17 protein-coding genes and 3 tRNA genes are annotated in these 18,099 nt (G+C 70.7%); 10 read left to right on the top strand and 10 right to left on the bottom strand.

The window, feature by feature from the left end; all coding sequences use genetic code 11:
- Window positions 1–50 precede the first annotated feature (50 nt).
- Window positions 51–1,133, top strand: coding sequence for a Glu/Leu/Phe/Val dehydrogenase dimerization domain-containing protein (locus GT042_RS22220; RefSeq protein ID WP_161310487.1), 1,083 nt, complete (start codon window positions 51–53; stop codon window positions 1,131–1,133).
- A 279-nt stretch (window positions 1,134–1,412) separates the two neighbouring features.
- Window positions 1,413–1,664, top strand: a complete 252-nt coding sequence (locus GT042_RS22215; RefSeq protein ID WP_161310486.1) for a DUF3073 domain-containing protein — start codon at window positions 1,413–1,415, stop codon at window positions 1,662–1,664.
- A gap of 233 nt (window positions 1,665–1,897) precedes the next feature.
- Here the strand turns inward: GT042_RS22215 and purM are convergent, their stop codons facing one another.
- From purM to purS, 8 genes are all read right to left on the bottom strand, one after another.
- The gene (gene purM, locus GT042_RS22210) at window positions 1,898–2,968 is read right to left on the bottom strand and encodes a phosphoribosylformylglycinamidine cyclo-ligase (RefSeq protein WP_161310485.1); all 1,071 of its coding nucleotides are present in this window, start codon (window positions 2,966–2,968) and stop codon (window positions 1,898–1,900) included.
- A 106-nt stretch (window positions 2,969–3,074) separates the two neighbouring features.
- Window positions 3,075–4,598: an amidophosphoribosyltransferase gene (gene purF, locus GT042_RS22205; RefSeq protein WP_161310484.1), complete on the bottom strand. Its 1,524-nt coding sequence runs from the start codon at window positions 4,596–4,598 to the stop codon at window positions 3,075–3,077.
- A 192-nt stretch (window positions 4,599–4,790) separates the two neighbouring features.
- Entirely contained in the window at window positions 4,791–5,636 is an 846-nt protein-coding gene (locus tag GT042_RS22200; RefSeq protein ID WP_161310483.1) for an META domain-containing protein, read from the bottom strand.
- A 41-nt stretch (window positions 5,637–5,677) separates the two neighbouring features.
- Complete coding sequence (locus GT042_RS22195; RefSeq protein ID WP_161310482.1) at window positions 5,678–6,478, bottom strand: maleylpyruvate isomerase family mycothiol-dependent enzyme; 801 nt, start codon at window positions 6,476–6,478, stop codon at window positions 5,678–5,680.
- Between the two features lie 101 nt (window positions 6,479–6,579).
- Window positions 6,580–6,795: a DUF4177 domain-containing protein gene (locus tag GT042_RS22190; protein WP_202533434.1), complete on the bottom strand. Its 216-nt coding sequence runs from the start codon at window positions 6,793–6,795 to the stop codon at window positions 6,580–6,582.
- A gap of 84 nt (window positions 6,796–6,879) precedes the next feature.
- Window positions 6,880–9,129 (bottom strand): phosphoribosylformylglycinamidine synthase subunit PurL, encoded by a 2,250-nt coding sequence (gene purL / locus GT042_RS22185; RefSeq protein ID WP_161310481.1) that lies wholly within the window; start codon window positions 9,127–9,129, stop codon window positions 6,880–6,882.
- The gene (gene purQ, locus GT042_RS22180) at window positions 9,129–9,809 is read right to left on the bottom strand and encodes a phosphoribosylformylglycinamidine synthase subunit PurQ (RefSeq protein WP_161310480.1); all 681 of its coding nucleotides are present in this window, start codon (window positions 9,807–9,809) and stop codon (window positions 9,129–9,131) included. Before purQ ends, purL begins: the two co-directional genes overlap by 1 nt.
- Entirely contained in the window at window positions 9,806–10,057 is a 252-nt protein-coding gene (gene purS / locus GT042_RS22175; RefSeq protein ID WP_161310479.1) for a phosphoribosylformylglycinamidine synthase subunit PurS, read from the bottom strand. The genes purQ and purS overlap by 4 nt, the downstream gene beginning before the upstream one ends.
- Window positions 10,058–10,478: 421 nt before the next feature.
- On the opposite strand from purS, the gene GT042_RS39295 reads away from it, so the two are divergent.
- The 8 genes from GT042_RS39295 to GT042_RS22135 all read left to right on the top strand — a co-directional run bounded on the left by GT042_RS39295 (window position 10,479) and on the right by GT042_RS22135 (window position 15,285).
- Window positions 10,479–10,814, top strand: a complete 336-nt coding sequence (locus GT042_RS39295; RefSeq protein ID WP_345943863.1) for an Lsr2 family protein — start codon at window positions 10,479–10,481, stop codon at window positions 10,812–10,814.
- Window positions 10,815–10,988: 174 nt separating this feature from the next.
- Window positions 10,989–11,060, top strand: a tRNA-Gly gene (locus GT042_RS22165).
- An 84-nt stretch (window positions 11,061–11,144) separates the two neighbouring features.
- Window positions 11,145–11,217 (top strand) — tRNA-Gly (locus GT042_RS22160).
- A gap of 159 nt (window positions 11,218–11,376) precedes the next feature.
- Entirely contained in the window at window positions 11,377–12,315 is a 939-nt protein-coding gene (locus tag GT042_RS22155; RefSeq protein ID WP_161310478.1) for an ABC transporter ATP-binding protein, read from the top strand.
- Between the two features lie 119 nt (window positions 12,316–12,434).
- Window positions 12,435–13,154 (top strand): ABC transporter permease, encoded by a 720-nt coding sequence (locus GT042_RS22150; protein ID WP_237531065.1) that lies wholly within the window; start codon window positions 12,435–12,437, stop codon window positions 13,152–13,154.
- Between the two features lie 81 nt (window positions 13,155–13,235).
- On the top strand, window positions 13,236–14,567 hold the full coding sequence (locus tag GT042_RS22145) for a histidine kinase (RefSeq protein ID WP_237531061.1): 1,332 nt from the start codon (window positions 13,236–13,238) through the stop codon (window positions 14,565–14,567).
- Window positions 14,564–15,190, top strand: a complete 627-nt coding sequence (locus tag GT042_RS22140) for a response regulator transcription factor (protein ID WP_161310475.1) — start codon at window positions 14,564–14,566, stop codon at window positions 15,188–15,190. Before GT042_RS22145 ends, GT042_RS22140 begins: the two co-directional genes overlap by 4 nt.
- A 22-nt stretch (window positions 15,191–15,212) precedes the next feature.
- A tRNA-Gly gene (locus GT042_RS22135) sits at window positions 15,213–15,285 on the top strand.
- Between the two features lie 69 nt (window positions 15,286–15,354).
- On the opposite strand, the gene GT042_RS22130 is transcribed toward GT042_RS22135, so the two are convergent.
- Together GT042_RS22130 and GT042_RS22125 are read right to left on the bottom strand one after the other, a co-directional pair.
- Window positions 15,355–16,254, bottom strand: coding sequence for a phosphoribosylaminoimidazolesuccinocarboxamide synthase (locus tag GT042_RS22130; RefSeq protein ID WP_161310474.1), 900 nt, complete (start codon window positions 16,252–16,254; stop codon window positions 15,355–15,357).
- A 133-nt stretch (window positions 16,255–16,387) separates the two neighbouring features.
- A complete protein-coding gene (locus GT042_RS22125; protein ID WP_161310473.1) occupies window positions 16,388–17,848 on the bottom strand; it encodes a N,N-dimethylformamidase beta subunit family domain-containing protein in 1,461 nt (486 codons plus the stop codon).
- Window positions 17,849–18,099: the final 251 nt, after the last annotated feature.

The raw sequence follows: 18,099 nt of genomic DNA, 5'->3' as shown, positions 1-18,099 counted from the left end.
CCACCCGCCGGAGGGGCTTTCCGCCGCTTCGTACCTTGGGAGTCACCACCGTGACCGATGTGACCGACGGCGTCCTGCACACCCTGTTCCGATCGGAGCAGGGTGGCCACGAGCAGGTCGTGCTCTGCCAGGACCGCCGCAGCGGCCTCAAGGCCGTCATCGCCCTCCACTCGACCGCCCTGGGCCCCGGCCTGGGCGGTACCCGCTTCTACCCGTACGCCTCCGACGAGGAGGCCGTCGCCGACGCGCTGAACCTCTCCCGGGGCATGTCGTACAAGAACGCGCTGGCCGGGCTCGACCACGGCGGCGGCAAGGCCGTGATCATCGGCGACCCCGAGCAGATCAAGACCGAGGAACTGCTCCTCGCGTACGGGCGGTTCGTGGCCTCGCTCGGCGGCCGGTACGTGACCGCCTGCGACGTCGGCACGTACGTGGCGGACATGGACGTGGTGGCGCGCGAGTGCCGCTGGACCACCGGCCGCTCCCCGGAGAACGGCGGCGCCGGCGACTCGTCCGTGCTGACGGCCTTCGGGGTCTTCCAGGGCATGCGGGCGAGCGCCGAGCACCAGTGGGGCGACCCGTCGCTGCGCGGCAGGACCGTGGGGGTCGCGGGCGTCGGCAAGGTGGGGCACCACCTGGTCGGGCACCTGCTCCAGGACGGGGCGCGGGTGGTGGTCACGGACGTACGGGACGAGTCCGTACGGCGCCTCACGGACCTCTACCCGGAGGTCGGCGTGGTCGCGGACACCGACACGCTGGTCCGTACCGAAGGCCTGGACATCTACGCGCCCTGCGCGCTCGGCGGCGTGCTGGACGACGCCACCGTGCCCGCCCTCACCGCGACGGTGGTGTGCGGGGCGGCCAACAACCAGCTCGCCCACCCGGGGGTGGAGAAGGACCTCGCCGACCGCGGGATCCTCTACGCGCCCGACTACGTGGTGAACGCGGGCGGTGTCATCCAGGTCGCCGACGAGCTGAACGGGTTCGACTTCGAGCGGTGCCGCGCGAAGGCCGCGAAGATCTTCGACACCACTCTTTCCATCTTCGCACGTGCGAAGGAGGACGGGATTCCGCCGGCCGCCGCGGCCGACAGGATCGCCGAGCACCGGATGGCCGAAGCCCGCCCCTGGTGAGCGTGGAGGGGCGGCCGTACCCCGGCGGGGAGACGAGACTCACCCCCGGTCGGCGGGTCGCCCCTCAATAAGAGGTTAAAATCGCAGCTGACCAGCGAGGACGGCGCGCTTCGCAGGTCCGGAGCCGAGGCGCGTCCTGCGGGCGGCGTACCGTATGGCCGCGGAAGCAGGTACCGTTGAAGCCTACGGACGGGTCTCTCCGCGGAGAGCTCGTTCTGAATTATGAACGCGTGTCAAGACTCTGGGGCCGTCGAGCCCCGTCACCGAGGGGGTCGAGCCATGGGGCGCGGCCGGGCCAAGGCCAAGCAGACGAAGGTCGCCCGCCAGCTGAAGTACAACAGCGGCGGGACAGATCTGTCGCGTCTGGCCAACGAGCTGGGCGCATCACCTACGAGTCAGCCACCGAACGCGGAGCCGTTCGAGGATGACGACGAGGAAGATGACCCGTACGCACAGTATGCGGATCGGTACAACGACGACGAGGACGAGGACGACGAGTCCGGGCCCTCGGCGCAGCGCCGCGGCGCTTGACGTCCGTACCCGCTTGACGTCCGTACCTCCGACGTCCGCGTATCTCCGGATCTCTCCGGCGGTTCTCACCGACCCGGTCCAGGACTTCGGTCCCGGACCGGGTTCTGTGCTGCCCGGTGCCGTACCGGCCGGTGCGGTGGCCGATACGGGCCGGTGGAGTGGCTGGTTCCTGACCGGCCTCGGGCCTCAGCTCGCGTAGGCCCTCAGCCTCAGCTCGCGTAAGCCCCCGGAACTCAGCTCGCGTAGTCACCGGACAGCGCCGCGCCGGTCGCGTGGCCGCCGCGCTCGGTGATCTCGCCCGCGACCCAGGCGTGCACGCCCCGGTCGGCGAGGGTGGTCAGGGCCGCGTCGACGGACTCCCCGGGGACGACGGCGATCATGCCGACGCCCATGTTGAGCGTCTTCTCCAGTTCGAGCCGCTCGACGTTCCCGGCGCGGCCGACGACGTCGAAGACCGCGTCGGGCGTCCAGGTCGAGCGGTCCACGCGGGCGTGCAGCGCGTCCGGGACGACCCGGGCGAGGTTCGCCGCGAGGCCGCCGCCGGTGACGTGGCTGAACGCGTGCACCTCGGTGGTCCTGGTGAGCGCCAGGCAGTCGAGCGAGTAGATCTTCGTGGGCTCCAGCAGTTCCTCGCCGAGGGTGCGGCCGAACTCCGGGACCTCGCGGTCCAGGGACCAGCCGGCCCGGTCGAAGACCACGTGCCGGACCAGCGAGTACCCGTTGGAGTGAAGACCGGAGGACGCCATCGCGATCACCGCGTCACCCGTACGGATACGATCCGGCCCCAGCAGCTGGTCCGCCTCGACCACCCCCGTACCGGCGCCGGCGACGTCGAAGTCGTCCTCGCCGAGCAGCCCCGGGTGTTCGGCGGTCTCGCCGCCGACCAGCGCGCAGCCGGCCAGGACGCAGCCTTCCGCGATGCCCTTGACGATGGCGGCGACCCGCTCGGGGTGGACCTTGCCGACACAGATGTAGTCGGTCATGAAGAGCGGTTCGGCACCGCAGACGACCAGGTCGTCCACGACCATGCCGACGAGATCGTGACCGATCGTGTCGTACACGCCCATCTTGCGCGCCAGGTCGACCTTCGTCCCGACGCCGTCGGTGGCGGAGGCGAGGAGCGGCCGCTCGTAGCGCTTGAGGGCGGAGGCGTCAAAGAGGCCGGCGAAGCCGCCGAGGCCGCCGAGGACCTCGGGACGCTTCGTCTTCTTCACCCACTCCTTCATCAGCTCGACCGCGCGGTCACCGGCTTCGATGTCGACGCCCGCGGCGGCGTAGCTGGCACCAGTGGTCGTATCGGACATGGCTGAGTACTTTCCTGTCGTCATGCGGTCGTCATGCTGTCGTCGTTCGGTCGTCGTTCGGTCGTCGTGGTCGGCAAACGGACGCGGACCTGCGGCGGATGCGGAACTACGGGCGGCGGAGCGCCTCGGCCGCGGCGTTGGCCGGTCCCGCCGCCAGCTCGGTCTCCAGCAGCTGCTTGCCGAGCAGCTCGGGATCGGGGAGGTCCATCGGGTACTCGCCGTCGAAGCAGGCACGGCAGAGGTTCGGCTTGGCGATGGTGGTCGCCTCGATCATCCCGTCGAGGGAGATGTACGAGAGGGAGTCGGCGCCCAGCGAGACGCCGATCTCGTCGATCGTCATGCCGTTGGCGATCAGCTCGGCGCGGGTCGCGAAGTCGATGCCGAAGAAGCAGGGCCACTTGACCGGCGGGGACGAGATCCGGATGTGGACCTCGGCGGCGCCCGCCTCGCGGAGCATCTTGACCAGCGCGCGCTGGGTGTTGCCGCGGACGATCGAGTCGTCCACGACCACCAGGCGCTTGCCCCGGATGACTTCCTTGAGCGGGTTGAGCTTCAGCCGGATGCCCAGCTGGCGGATGGTCTGGGACGGCTGGATGAAGGTCCGGCCGACGTAGGCGTTCTTGACGAGGCCCGAGCCGTACGGGATCCCGCTCGCCTCGGCGTAACCGATGGCGGCCGGGGTGCCGGACTCCGGGGTCGCTATGACCAGGTCGGCCTCGACGGGTGCTTCTTTCGCGAGTTTCCGGCCCATTTCCACGCGGGACAGATACACGTTCCGACCGGCGATGTCCGTGTCGGGACGCGCCAGGTAGACGTACTCGAAGACACAGCCCTTGGGCTTCGCTTCCGCGAATCGCTGGGTCCGCAGACCGTTCTCGTCGATGGCGATCAGCTCGCCGGGCTCGATCTCGCGGACGAAGGAGGCGCCGCAGATGTCGAGGGCGGCGCCCTCGGAGGCGACGACCCAGCCGCGCTCCAGCCGGCCGAGGACGAGCGGGCGGATGCCCTGCGGGTCACGGGCGGCGTAGAGGGTGTGCTCGTCCATGAAGACGAGCGAGAAGGCGCCCTGCACGTCGGGCAGGATCTTGGCGGCGGCTTCCTCGACCGTGAGGGGCTTGCCGTCGTCGTCCGTCTGGCCGGCGAGGAGCGCCGTGACCAGGTCGGTGTCGTTGGTGGCGGCCACCCGCGTGGGCCGGCCGTTCTCCTTGGGGAGGTCGGCGACCATCTCGGCGAGCTGCGCGGTGTTGACCAGGTTCCCGTTGTGGCCGAGCGCTATCGAGCCGTGGGCCGTGGCCCGGAAGGTCGGCTGCGCGTTCTCCCACACCGAGGCTCCGGTGGTGGAGTACCGGGCATGGCCCACCGCGATATGACCGAGGAGGGAGCCGAGGGAGGTTTCGTCGAAGACCTGCGAGACAAGGCCCATGTCCTTGAAAACCAGGATTTGGGACCCGTTGCTCACTGCGATGCCCGCGGACTCCTGTCCACGGTGCTGTAGGGCATACAGTCCGAAATAGGTGAGCTTGGCGACCTCTTCGCCCGGGGCCCAGACTCCGAAGACGCCACACGCGTCCTGGGGGCCTTTCTCGCCGGGGAGCAGGTCGTGGTTGAGTCGTCCATCACCACGAGGCACGCCACCGAGTGTAGGCGAGATCGACCACTGGTCCGAATTGGGGATGGGACGTGGCCGGATATCGCCCCTCTGGACCTTACGTTCCGTGGTGCCCGCACTCCGTTGCGTATCCGGCCGGAGGCATCGGCGCACGGGTGCCGGTGGCGGTGGGCCACCCGTGCGGGCGGGTGCGGAAGCCCTGGCAGGCGGTGACTAGGCGGTTGTGGCGGGCAGGGCGGCGAGTCCGCCGTCCGCCCCGGTCAGCCACAGCCCGCCGTGGTTGACCTCATACGTGACCTTGCCGCGCAGGACCTTCAGCAGGTGCTTCTCGACCGCCGCCCGAGGGCCGGTACAGGCCATTTTTGTCGAGATCACCCGGCTGAACGTGAGGGTGTCGCCGGAGACCTTCGCACGGGCGCTGAATCCGTTGCAGCCCAGATTGCCCCGTACGGAACCGTCGGCGGCCAGCGTGAAGGACGCCGAACCGTCAGTCCCGGCCGGCAGACGGGCGGCGCTCCCGTCCGAGGCGAGGGCGTTCACGGTCCACTTCGTGCCGGTCAGGGGCGCGGGAGGCCCGCTGGTCAGGGCGAGGACGTCGCCGTCGGAGGAGGTCAGCGTCAGCCGGTCGCCGGTCACCTTCGACGTGAGCTTCCCCGCGAAGGCCGCGTCCAGCGCCTCGTTCAGCGCGTCGAGATTCAGCACACAGTCGGCGGTCGCCGTCATGCGCTTCTTGCCGACGGTCACGGTGTCGTCGGCGACGGACACATCCACCTCGTACTCGTCACAGCCCGTGGCCAGCGTCGCCTGCGTCGTGTCCCCGAACTCCAGCGAGGTCCCCGCCACCCCGGCGGTCCTTCTCCCGCCGACCGTCACGCTCTCCACGTTCCAGCGCACCCCGGTGAGCGCCGACTCCCGCACGGAGGCGTCCTCCCCCGAAGCTCCCGTGGTCGTGGTCGAACTGGTCTCGGTACCGCACGCCGCCAGGGCGAGCAGCGCGAGTGCGGTGATCGCGGTGACTGCGGTGCTCTGCTGTTTCTGCATGGGGGTGGGACGGATCACACGCGCGGACGGTTCCGTACGCGTGCGCGCACGGGGAGGGATCAGCCCATCAGCGGCAGGAGGCCGGACAGGTCCGCGCGCTCCCCGCTCGCGCTCACCTTCGCCGAATCCAGGGCCGCCGCCCAGGTCGTGCGGCCCGTGGCCAGGCGGATCCAGGTCAGGGGGTCCGTCTCCACCACGTTCGGTGGGGTGCCGCGGGTGTGGCGAGGGCCCGGCACGCACTGGACCACCGCGTACGGCGGGATCCGTACCTCGGTCGATGCCCCGGGCGCCTTCACCGCGAGGCCGTCGGCGAGCAGTCGCGTGCAGGCGGCGAGGGCCTGGCGGTCGTACGGGACGGTCAGGCCGGTCGCGCGGTTCAGGTCGTCGGTGTGGACGACCAGCTCGACGGTCCGGGTGACCAGGAAGTCCGCCAGCCGCATCGTGCCCACCCGTACCGGCACCAGCCGGTCGTCCGCCGCGCCGGAAAGCGCCGCCACCACCCGGTCCGCGGCCCGCGCGAAGACCTCCTCGACCGGCCCGGACGCGGCGAGCGCCCGTACGTCCTCGCTGATGTCGTCCGCGTACGCCGCCGTCGCGAACGGCCACTCGTCCAGCCCGACCACCGGTCCGCCCGGCGCCACCTCGGGCCCTTCCGCGGCGCGGGTGACCGACTCGACGACCATCGCGAGGTGCGCGGCCAGGTCCCGTACCGTCCAGCCGTCGAGCCCGGTGGCCGGCAGCGCCAGCCGCTCGTCGGTGAGCCCGGCGACGGCTTCCCGTACCGCCGCGAACTGCGCCAGGACGGCGGCTCGGATTTTCTCGGAGTCGTACTTGCGCGTGCGCTTCTTGGCCGGGGGCATGACCGCGAGGCTAACGAAGGGGGCGGACGGGGGCGGAAAGGCCCTGAGCCTCCGGCCGGTGGGTCCGGGCGGAGGCTCAGGGCCTTCTCACAACATCGGCCTCACGCCTGGCGCGGGCGCTCCAGCGTCAGCAGCAGGCCCTCGACGGCGCCGGGGCCGATGCGGCCCTTGACGTCCGCCGCGGTGATGGCCTTGAGGGCCCACCCGTCCTCGGCGTGCTTGTTGAGCGTCTTCTCCAGCTTGTCGCTGTCCAGGGCGTCGCCGATGAGCGATTCCCGGAACGTCACGACCTTGTACTCGAACGCCATACGGTCCATCCCTCGGTCCTGCGTGTCCTGTGCGCACGGCGGGACGCGTACGCACGTCCGAACACGTGCGCGCCCAGCCAACCACGGCCGGATTCAGCCGAAGAGCGCGGGGATCGTGCTCCGGTGCGCCTCGGCGACCTCGCTCAGCGGGATGCCGAACTCGCCCTGGACCTCGATCTCCTCGCCGTCCACCACACCGATGCGCGTCGCGGGCAGACCGCGTGCCCCGCACATGTCGGTGAAGCGGAGTTCCTCGCTGCGCGGGACCGACACGACCGCGCGGCCGGCCGACTCGCTGAACAGGAAGGTGAAGGCGTCGAGACCGTCGGGCACGACCAGCCGGGCGCCGTTCCCGCCGCGCAGGCAGGACTCGGTGACCGACTGGATCAGGCCGCCGTCGCTCAGGTCGTGCGCCGCGTCGATCATGCCGTCGCGGGACGCCGAGATCAGGATGTCCCCGAGCAGCCGCTCACGCTCCAGGTCCACCTTGGGCGGCAGGCCGCCGAGGTGGTCGTGGACGACCTGCGACCAGGCCGAACCGCCGAACTCCTCGTGGGTGTCACCGAGCAGGTAGAGGAGCTGGCCCTCTTCCTTGAACGCGATCGGCGTACGGCGCGCCACGTCGTCGATCACGCCGAGGACGGCGACGACCGGCGTCGGGTGGATGGCCGCGTCGCCCGTCTGGTTGTAGAGCGAGACGTTGCCGCCGGTGACGGGCGTGCCCAGCTGGAGGCAGCCGTCCGCGAGACCGCGGATCGCCTCCGCGAACTGCCACATGACGTCCGGGTCCTCGGGGGAGCCGAAGTTCAGGCAGTCGGAGATCGCGAGGGGCTTGGCGCCGGAGGCGGCGACATTGCGGTACGACTCCGCCAGCGCGAGCTGCGCGCCGGTGTACGGGTCCAGCTTCGTGAAGCGACCGTTGCCGTCCGTGGCGATGGCCACGCCCAGGCCCGTCTCCTCGTTGACGCGGATCATGCCCGCGTCCTCGGGCTGGGCGAGCACGGTGTTGCCCTGCACGAACCGGTCGTACTGGTCCGTGACCCACGCCTTCGACGCCTGGTTCGGCGAGGCGAGGAGCCGGAGGACCTGCTCCCGCAGCTCGGCGGAGGTCGCGGGCCGCGGCAGCTTGTTCGCGTCGTCGGCCTGGAGGGCGTCCTGCCAGGACGGGCGGGCGTAGGGGCGGTGGTAGACGGGACCGTCGTGCGCGACCGTACGGGGGTCGACGTCCACGATCTTCTCACCGTGCCAGAAGATCTCCAGCCGGTCGCCGTCCGTGACCTCGCCCACGACGGTGGCGATGACGTCCCACTTCTCGCAGATCGCGAGGAACCGGTCGACCTTGTCGGGCTCGACCACGGCGCACATGCGTTCCTGCGACTCGCTCATGAGGATCTCCTCGGGCGAGAGCGTGGAGTCGCGCAGCGGTACGTCGTCCAGCTCGACGCGCATGCCGCCGGAGCCGTTCGACGCCAGCTCGCTCGTCGCGCAGGACAGGCCGGCCGCGCCGAGGTCCTGGATGCCGACGACGAGCTTCTCGGCGAAGGCCTCCAGCGTGCACTCGATGAGGAGCTTCTCCTGGAAGGGGTCGCCGACCTGGACGGCGGGACGCTTCGACGGCTTCGTGTCGTCGAAGGTCTCGGAGGCCAGGATGGAGGCGCCGCCGATGCCGTCGCCGCCGGTGCGGGCGCCGTACAGGATCACCTTGTTGCCGGGGCCCGAGGCCTTGGCGAGGTGGATGTCCTCGTGCCGCATCACGCCGATGGCACCGGCGTTGACCAGCGGGTTTCCCTGGTAGCAGGCGTCGAAGACCAGCTCGCCGCCGATGTTCGGCAGGCCGAGGCAGTTGCCGTACCCGCCGATGCCCGCCACCACGCCGGGCAGGACCCGCCGCGTGTCGGGGTGGTCGGCCGCGCCCATCCGCAGCGGGTCCACGACCGCGACCGGGCGGGCGCCCATCGCGATGATGTCGCGGACGATGCCGCCGACGCCGGTGGCCGCGCCCTGGTAGGGCTCGACGTACGACGGGTGGTTGTGGGACTCGACCTTGAAGGTGACCGCGTACCCCTGGCCGACGTCCACGACGCCCGCGTTCTCGCCGATGCCGACGAGCATGGCGTCGTTGGCGGGGACCTTGTCGCCGAACTGCTTGAGGTGGACCTTGCTGCTCTTGTACGAGCAGTGCTCCGACCACATGACGGAGTACATGGCCAGCTCGGCGCCGGTCGGCCTGCGGCCGAGGATCTCGCGGACCCGGAGGTACTCGTCCTCCTTGAGGCCGAGCTCCTTCCAGGGCAGTTCGACGTCGGGCGTGCCGCTCGCGTGCTTGACGGTGTCGAGGGTCATCAGGCGCTTACCAGCTTCTTCAGGATCGAGGTGAAGAATCCCAGGCCGTCGGTACGGCCCGTACCGATCAGCGGCTCCACGGCGTGCTCGGGGTGCGGCATCAGGCCGACGACGTTGCCGGCCGCGTTCGAGACGCCGGCGATGTCGCGGAGCGACCCGTTCGGGTTGCCGTCCAGGTAGCGGAACGCGACCCGGCCCTCGGCCTCCAGCTCGTCGAGCGTGCGCTCGTCGGCGACGTACCGGCCGTCGATGTTCTTGAGGGGGACGGAGATTTCCTGGCCCGCGGAATAGTCGGCGGTCCAGGCGGTGTCGGCGCGCTCCACCCGCAGTTTCTGATCGCGGCAGATGAAGTGCAGGTGATTGTTGCGCAGCATGGCGCCCGGCAGCAGATGCGACTCGGTGAGGATCTGGAAGCCGTTGCAGATTCCGAGGACCGGCATACCGGCCTTGGCCTGCTCGATCACCGTGGCCATGACCGGCGAGAACCGGGAGATGGCCCCGGCCCGCAGATAGTCGCCGTAACTGAAACCGCCGGCCAGGACGACCGCGTCGACCTGGTGGAGGTCCTTGTCGCGGTGCCAGAGCGGGACGGGCTCCGCGCCGGCGATCCGGACGGCCCGCAGGCTGTCCCGGTCATCGAGCGTGCCGGGGAAGGTGACGACTCCGATACGAGCGGTCACTTCGACTCCTCGACCTTCACGACGAAGTCCTCGATGACGGTGTTGGCGAGGAAGGTCTCGGCCATCTCGTGGATACGGGCGAGGGCGGCCTCGTCGACCGGCCCCGCCACCTCCAGTTCGAAGCGCTTTCCCTGACGGACGTCGGCGATCCCCTCGAAGCCCAGCCGGGGCAGCGCGCGCTGCACCGCCTGGCCCTGCGGGTCGAGGATCTCCGGCTTGAGCATGACGTCGACTACGACGCGTGCCACGGGCACTCCCGGTGGTGTGGTGCGGCTGTGTTCCGCCGCGTTCTGCTGTGTTCTGCCGTGTTTCTCCAGGGGAATCCCCCTCGACCCCCCGAGCTCCCCTCAGAGTACCCGGCCGGAAAATCTACGCGAGTAGATATGAACAGGGATACGCTGCCCCCGAAGCCCCGCCGCAGATCAGGCCATGATTTCCGGAGGGTGGTACGCCAGGGAAAATCCCGGGAAAAAGTCGGGTTCCCCCATTGCCGCGAGACACGCTGATGCAATTGGCTGGGCTTCACAATGCCGGGCCGACCGCTGTACAAAGGAATACAGCGGAAAGCTGCATTGTCCCTTAACAGCCGGAAGGCCGGTATCGCCGCACGTCAGCCGTGTTTCCGTACGGCCTCGGGCAAGGCGATACCGCAAGAAAGGACCGATATCCGTGGCGCAGCGCGTAGTGGTCACACTCTCCGACGATCTCGACGGCGGAGAAGCGGCGGAAACGGTCGCGTTCGGCCTGGACGGGAAGTCGTACGTCATCGACCTCAATCCCGCCAACGCGAAGAAACTGCGCAAGGCCCTGGCTCCCTACCTGGCCGCGGGCCGCAGGCAGACGAACGCCGCCAGGAACGGCAAGAACCGCGTCACCTACCGGCACACCGCCCTGGCCCCCGATCCGGCGGCCGTCCGGGCGTGGGCGCTCTCCCACAAGATGGCGGTACCGGCCAGGGGCCGGATCCCCAAGCGCGTCTACGAGGCTTTCAGAGAAGCGAGTTGATGCCCGGGGCACCGCCCGGGTGCCGGGCCGGAGGCGGTCGCCGGCACCCGTGGGCGGTGCCACGTGGCGGCCGGACGACGCGGCGGCGAACCGAGTTGGAACCACCCTCGCTGATCGGCTAGAGTCTGGAGCACGCCGAAGGGCAAGGCCGAAGGGCCGAACCCCAAGCAGCGTGCGGGTGTAGTTCAGTAGTAGAACGCCCCCTTTCCAAGGGGGAGGCGCAGTGTGCAATTCCTGTCACCCGCTCTGCATCGCTCGATCTTCGGTCCACTCCGGTGGATCAGGTAGAGTGATGCGAAGTACGCATCGATTGCTTGATCTCGGTGCCGTGCGGACGTAGCTCAGTTGGTAGAGCGCAACCTTGCCAAGGTTGAGGTCGCCAGTTCGAACCTGGTCGTCCGCTCAAGAAGGGGAAGCCCCCGGTCATTCGACCGGGGGCTTCTTCGTGGGTGGGGCTACTTCGTGTGCGTGGATACGGGTCCCGTGCTCGATGACAAATGTCATCTGCGGCGATGACAGCGCGCACTGCCGGGTGCCCGGGTCCGGCGGAAGCCTGGAAGACATGACACCGACTTCCCACCCCGACGACCCTGTCATCGAGACCGACGAGCTGCGCCGTACGTACAGCGGCGGCTTCACCGCCGTGGACGGCGTCTCCTTCTCCGTCGGACGCGGCGAACTGTTCGCCCTGCTCGGCACGAACGGCGCGGGCAAGACCTCCACCGTGGAGGTGCTGGAGGGCCTCGCCCGCCCGAGCGGCGGAGCCGTACGGATCCTCGGCCACGACCCGTACACCGAGCGCGCCGCCGTCCGCCCCCGGATCGGCGTGATGCTCCAGGAGGGCGGCTTCCCCTCCGACCTGACCGTCGCGGAGACGGTACGGATGTGCGCCGGCTGCACCAGCGGCGCGCGGCCGACCGACGAGGCACTCGGCCTGGTCGGGCTCACCGCGCGGGCCCGGGTCCGGGTCAAGCAGCTGTCGGGCGGCGAGCGGCGGCGCCTGGATCTGGCGCTGGCGCTGCTGGGCCGCCCCGAGGTGCTCTTCCTCGACGAGCCGACGACCGGGCTGGACGCCGAAGGGCGGCGCGACACCTGGGAGTTGGTACGGGAACTGCGGGACGAGGGCACCACCGTGCTGCTGACCACGCACTACCTGGAGGAGGCCGAGGCCCTGGCCGACCGGCTGGCGATCATGCACCAGGGCCGCATCGTGACCTCCGGCACACCGGCGGAGGTGACCGAGGCGCGGCCGGCCACGATCCGGTTCGTCCTGCCCCACGACGTCCTGCCCGAACAGCTGCCGCTGTCGCTGCGGGCCGCCGCGGAGGGGCGGCGGATCGAGATCCGTACCCGGCAACTCCAGGAGGATCTGCACGAACTCCTGCGGTGGGCGCGGGAGTCGGACGTACAGCTGGCGGAGCTGGACGCGCGGTCCGCCTCGCTCGAAGACGCTTTCCTCGACATCGCGGCGCGCAGCGCGGAAACGGCGGGTGCACGATGAAGACGGCGGAGACAGTGACAGCAGAGACAGCGGGGACGGCAGGGACGGAAGCGGCCGGTGGCGGTACGGGCCGGCTCACCACGGCCGCCGGGCGGCTCACCGCCCTCGGGCGGGCCGAGCTGACGCTGCTCGTACGGAACAGGACGGCGCTGTTCACCGCCCTGTTCGTGCCCATCGCGATGATGGGCTCGATCAAGGTCTCACTCGAAGGCACCGACCTGGGCGGGGCCGGGGTGACCGTCGCCGAGGCGGCCCTGACCGGTGGCGTCGGGACGGTGCTGCTGATGGTCGTGTACGCGAACCTCGTCTCCGCGTACACCTCCCGGCGCGAGGAGCTGGTGCTCAAGCGGCTCCGCACGGGCGAGACCGCCGACCGCGAGATCCTCGCCGGGACCGCGCTGCCCGCCGCCGCGCTGGCGCTCGCGCAGTGCGTGGTCCTCGTGGCGGCCGGGATCGCGTTCCTCGACGTGGGCGGGGTCCGGCGGCCCGATCTGCTGGCCGCCGGGCTGCTGGCCGCGATCGTGCTGCTCACGGCGCTGGCGGCGGCGACGTCCGTCCTCACCCGTACCGTGGAGAGCGCGCAGATCACGACAATGCCGATGTTCCTGGTCTCGCTGCTCGGCTCCGGCCTGTTCGTCCCGCTGGACACCCTGCCCGACCGGGTGGCGTCCGTGTGCGAGCTGCTGCCGATGACCGGAGTGATGACGCTGGTCCGGGCAGGCTGGATCGGCGGGGTGGACGGGCCGGATCTGCTCGGCGCGGGTATCAGTGCCGTGGTCTGGACGGTGCTCGCGGTGTACGCCGTACGCCGCTGGTTCCGCTGGGAGCCGCGCCGCTGAGGCGGGGTCCGGGACCGACGAGGCTGAGGCGGGGCCCGGGAACGACGAGGATGAGGCGGAAAGGACGCGATGTCCCGGCTGATGGACCGATGGCACCGGAAGAGCAAGCCGGGCAAGGTCGAGAGCTACACCCGGTGGACGTTCCACACCTTCGGCCTGGTCGAGGTCAGCCTGGTCTGGAGCGTCGACCCGCTCCGGGGCTGGCTGGTCCTGCTGGCGGTCCTGCACGCCGCGATGTGCGTCGTCCTCCAGGACCGGGCGCTGGACTGGCGGCTCGGCAGGCGCGAGCGGCCCGTACGGCTCGGTCTGGCGACGGCGGCCCTGACGGTGGCGAGCGCCCTGGTGGTGCTCGTCCTGATCAAGGCCGGTGCCGTCGCCGACGACGGGTCGGCCGCCGTGCTGCTGGTCGCGTTCGCCACCTACGGCCTCGGGGCCATGTCGCTGACGCTGCGTACCTCCTGGCACATGGCGTACGCGCTGCTGGGCACGATCGTCACCACCGGGGTCGCGGCGACGGCGCTGCGGCTGTCCTCGGTCCACGTGTTGGGCCTGGTCCTCGCCGTCACGTCCGCGGGCGCGGCCATCGTCGTCACGTACATCCTCTCGGTGTGGCTGCTCAACACCGTCTGGGAGCTGGACGCGGCCCGCGAGCTCCAGTCCCGGCTCGCGGTCGCGGAGGAGCGGCTGCGTTTCGGCCGTGATCTGCACGACGTGATGGGCCGCAACCTGGCGGTGATCGCGCTGAAGAGCGAGCTGGCGGTACAGCTCGCCGAGCGCGGGCGGCCGGAGGCGGTGGCGACGATGACCGAGGTGCAGCGGATCGCCCAGGAGTCGCAGCGGGAGGTACGGGACGTGGTGCGCGGCTACCGGGAGGCGGATCTGCACACCGAACTGGAAGGGGCGCGCGGGGTGTTGAGGGCGGCGGGCATCGACTGCCGGATCGAGGGGGACGACGGGGGCGGGCTGTCGGCGGACGTGCAGTCGGCGCTGGCGTGGGTGGTGCGGGAGGCGACGACGAACGTGCTGCGGCACGGGGACGCGCGGCGGTGCACCGTACGGCTGACGGAGGCGTACGAGGACGGGGACAAGGACGAGTGCGGGCACGGCGAGTCGCCGGCGGCCGTTCTGGTGGTGGAGAACGACGGGGCGGGGGAGGCCGCCGAGGTGAAGGCGGATGCCGGTGCCGGTGGCCCGGGGGGCGGTGGGCGGCGCGAGGTGCGGAAGGGGTCCGGTCTCGACGGGCTGCGGGAGCGGCTGGCCGTGCTGAACGGGACGCTGGACGCGGGGCGGGTGGACGGCGGCCTGTTCCGCCTGACGGCGCGGGTGCCGCTGCCGCTGCCGGGGCCCGTACCGGCATCCGGGCCCGTACCGGCGTCCGGGCCCGTCGCGCCCACCGGAGAGGCGGCGGCGTGACGGACGACAAGGACGAGCGCGTACGGGTGCTGCTCGCCGACGACGAGCACCTGATCCGGGGCGCGTTCGCCGCGCTCCTCGCCCTGGAGGACGACCTGGTCGTGGTCGCCGAGGCCGCGTCGGGCCCCGAGGCCCTGGCCATGGCGAAGGCCCACCGGCCGGACGTGGCCGTCCTGGATCTCCAGATGCCGGGCGCCGACGGTGTGAAGGTCGCCACATCTCTCCGTACCGAACTGCCCGGCTGCCGGACGATGATCGTGACCGGCCACGGCCGCCCCGGCCACCTGAAACGGGCGCTGGCGGCGGGGGTGCGCGCCTTCGTCCCGAAGACGGTCAGCGCGCGCAGGCTCGCCGAGATCATCCGTACCGTCCACGCCGGAAACCGCTACGTGGACCCGGATTTGGCGGCCGACGCGATCTCCGCGGGGGACTCGCCGCTGACCGCGCGGGAGGCGGAAGTGCTGGAGCTGGCCGCCGACGGGGCGCCGATCGCGGAGATCGCGCAGCGCGCCTCGCTGTCCCAGGGAACCGTACGGAACTACCTGTCCTCGGCGGCCTCCAAACTGGGCGCGGAGAACCGGCATACGGCAGTGCGTCTCGCACGGGAGCGAGGTTGGGTATAGTAGTTCTCGCGCCGAGGCGCTTGCGGACGTAGCTCAGTTGGTAGAGCGCAACCTTGCCAAGGTTGAGGTCGCCAGTTCGAACCTGGTCGTCCGCTCAAGAAGGGGAAACCCCCGGTCATCCGACCGGGGGTTTTCTCGTGCCTGCCGTCCTCCTCCGTCTCCGGCTACGTCCAGCTGAGGCCGGTGAGACGTTCGTACGCCTCCACGTACTTCGCGCGGGTGGCGTCGACGATCTCCTGGGGGAGCGGCGGGGGCGGCTGTTCGCTCGCGCGGTCCCAGCCCGAGGCGGGCGAGGTCAGCCAGTCGCGGACGAACTGCTTGTCGTACGACGGCTGGGCGTGCCCCGGCTCCCAGGTCTCGGCCGGCCAGAAACGGGAGGAGTCGGGGGTCAACACCTCGTCCGCGAGGATCAGTCGGTCGCCGTCGTAGCCGAACTCGAACTTCGTGTCGGCCAGGACGATCCCGCGTTCCCTGGCGATGTCGCGGGCCCGCCCGTACACGTCGAGCGTGGTCCTGCGGAGCAGCGCGGCGGTCTCCGCGCCGACCTGGCGGGCGACTTCCTCGTACGACACGTTCTCGTCGTGCTCGCCGACGGCGGCCTTCGTGGCGGGGGTGAAGATCGGCGCGGGCAGCTCGGAGCCGTCCACGAGGCCTTCGGGGAGCGCGAGCCCGCAGACCGTACGGCTCTCCTGGTACTCGGCGAGTCCGGAGCCGGTGAGATAACCGCGGGCGACCGCCTCCACCGGGACCATGTCCAGGGCCTTGCAGACGAGGGTGCGGCCTGCCCAGTCGCCGGGGGCGTCCGGCGGGAGGTCCGTGGAGATCACGTGGTTCGGGACGAGGTCCGCGAGCTTGTCGAACCACCAGAGCGAGAGCTGGGTGAGGACCCGGCCCTTGTCGGGGATCTCGGTGGGCAGGACCCAGTCGTACGCGGAGATGCGGTCACCGGCGACCATCACGAGGTCGCCGGCCTCGTTCCGGTACAGGTCGCGCACTTTGCCGGTGTGCAGATGCACGAGGCCCGGAACCTCCAGGGGCTCGGGCTTTTCTACGAATCCGGACACGGTTCCTCCGAGGGGTGGGTCTTCAAGATCGCCTCGATTCTCCCGTACACCGGAAGTCGCGGCGTCCAGGGGGGGCGGGAATCCCCGCCGCACACGGGCGGGAACCCCCTCCCTTCTCCCATCCTCTCGCCCCTCAGTCCCGTTTGCAGATGCGGTCCAGGAGGTTGGCGGTGGCGCGCTGCACGCGGGGGTCGACGTGGCCGGGCCGGTCCAGTTTCGGCGACCAGGCGAAGGTGCCCGAGGCGAAGACGAGGGCGCCGGAGGGGGCGCGGTAGAGCGAAGTCTCCTGGTGTCGGCGGGCGTTCTCGCTGTCGCGGTACGGGGAGTGCGCGAGCAGGATGCGGTCCTCGTGCTCGGGGAGGGAGATCCGGGGGTAGTACCGGTCGGCCTCCCCCGCCACCAGCCCCTCGATCTCGTCGCCCTCGGCGGCGCCGGTGGCTTCCCAGAGCCAGTGCCCGGCGTTCCGTACGACCAGGGGGTGGGGTTCCGGGACGCGGCCCGCGTACTGGATACCGAGCAGTTTCTGCTCCGGCCGGTCGATGTCCCGCCAGAGGGCCGAACGGCCGGGGCCGCGGCGTTTGAGGCAGGTGAGGAGGCGGTCGGGGACGCCGGAGGCGGAGGGGCCCAGCTCCACCTGCCAGTACATGGTGTTGGCGGAGAGGAAGACGAGCGAGGTGCCGTGGTCGCGCGCCTGCTCGACCGTACGGCGCATGGGCACGGACCAGTACTCGTCGTGGCCGGGGAAGACCAGGCCCCGGTAGCGCGTGGGGTCGACGCGGCCGGCGTGCAGGTCGCGGGCGTCGGCGTACGCGAGGTCGTATCCGTACCGCTCGGCCCAGCGGATGAAGTCGTACGCGTGCCCGACGTGCAGGGGCAGGCCCGCGCCCGCGTACGGGCGGTCGAAGGAGACGGTCGTGGCGGCGTCCTCCTCGCCGAGGAGGCGGCCCTGGTCGTCCCAGGCGTGGTAGAGGCTGGCGCCGGTGTGGCCGTCCTCGGGGTAGAGGTTGTACGCCTGCCAGGTGATGTCGGGGAGGAGCAGGAGGAGGTCGGCGGGGCGGTTGTCGCGGATGGTGAAGGGGATGTGGGAACGGTAGCCGTCGATGGTGGTGAGGACGGCGACGTAGGCGCCGAGCGCCCAGTACGAGGGGATCTGGAGCCGCCAGGAGAGCCACCAGTGATGGCAGGAGACCGTACGGTCCGCGGCCAGGGGCGGGGGCTGGACGATCCCGGAGAGCCGGGGGCTGGTGGTTATCTTGGAGGCGCCGTCGCCGCTGTAGTGCCCGATCCGGTAGATGTCGACGGAGAACTGCTGGGGCGGGTCGACCGTGATGTGGAAGTCGATGGACTCGCCGGGGGCGGCGGCGCCGGTGGACGCGAAGCCCTTGATCTGGCGGCGTACGTCGTCGGCGGTACGGGGGCCGGGGCTGCGTTCGCGGCCGAGGGTGGGGGCGGCGTACCAGGGGACGACCTGGCCGGTGTCGTCGAAGTAGTTCTCACTGCCGCGCAGCCACGGTAACGGGCCCTGTCCGAAGGGGTCGCTGACCGCATGGGCGAGAGCGCCCGATTCCCATCGCCGGATCTGCTCCGCCACCATGGTGCGCCCCTCTTTCGAGCCCCCGAGCCCCCGAGACAACTGCTGACAACTGGTGATAACTGGCGAATGGGACCGCTGGTTCGACCGCCGGGGCTCAGGTGAAGGCGGCCGGTGCCCGGCCGGTTCTGCGGTCGACTGTCAGCGCCGGTCCCCAGCACATCACATAACGCACTCACTCCGTCACCGTTCGTCGCGAATTGCCGAGAGTGGAAGCCTCAGGTCCGGATGTGGGTGGGGGCGGGGGGAGTTGG

It is taken from the genome of Streptomyces sp. SID3212, from assembly GCF_009865405.1.
In the GTDB taxonomy this organism is placed as follows: Bacteria; Actinomycetota; Actinomycetes; order Streptomycetales; family Streptomycetaceae; genus Streptomyces.
The sequence above is the reverse complement of the archived record's forward strand: the minus strand, read 5'-3'. Positions and strand labels throughout refer to the sequence as shown.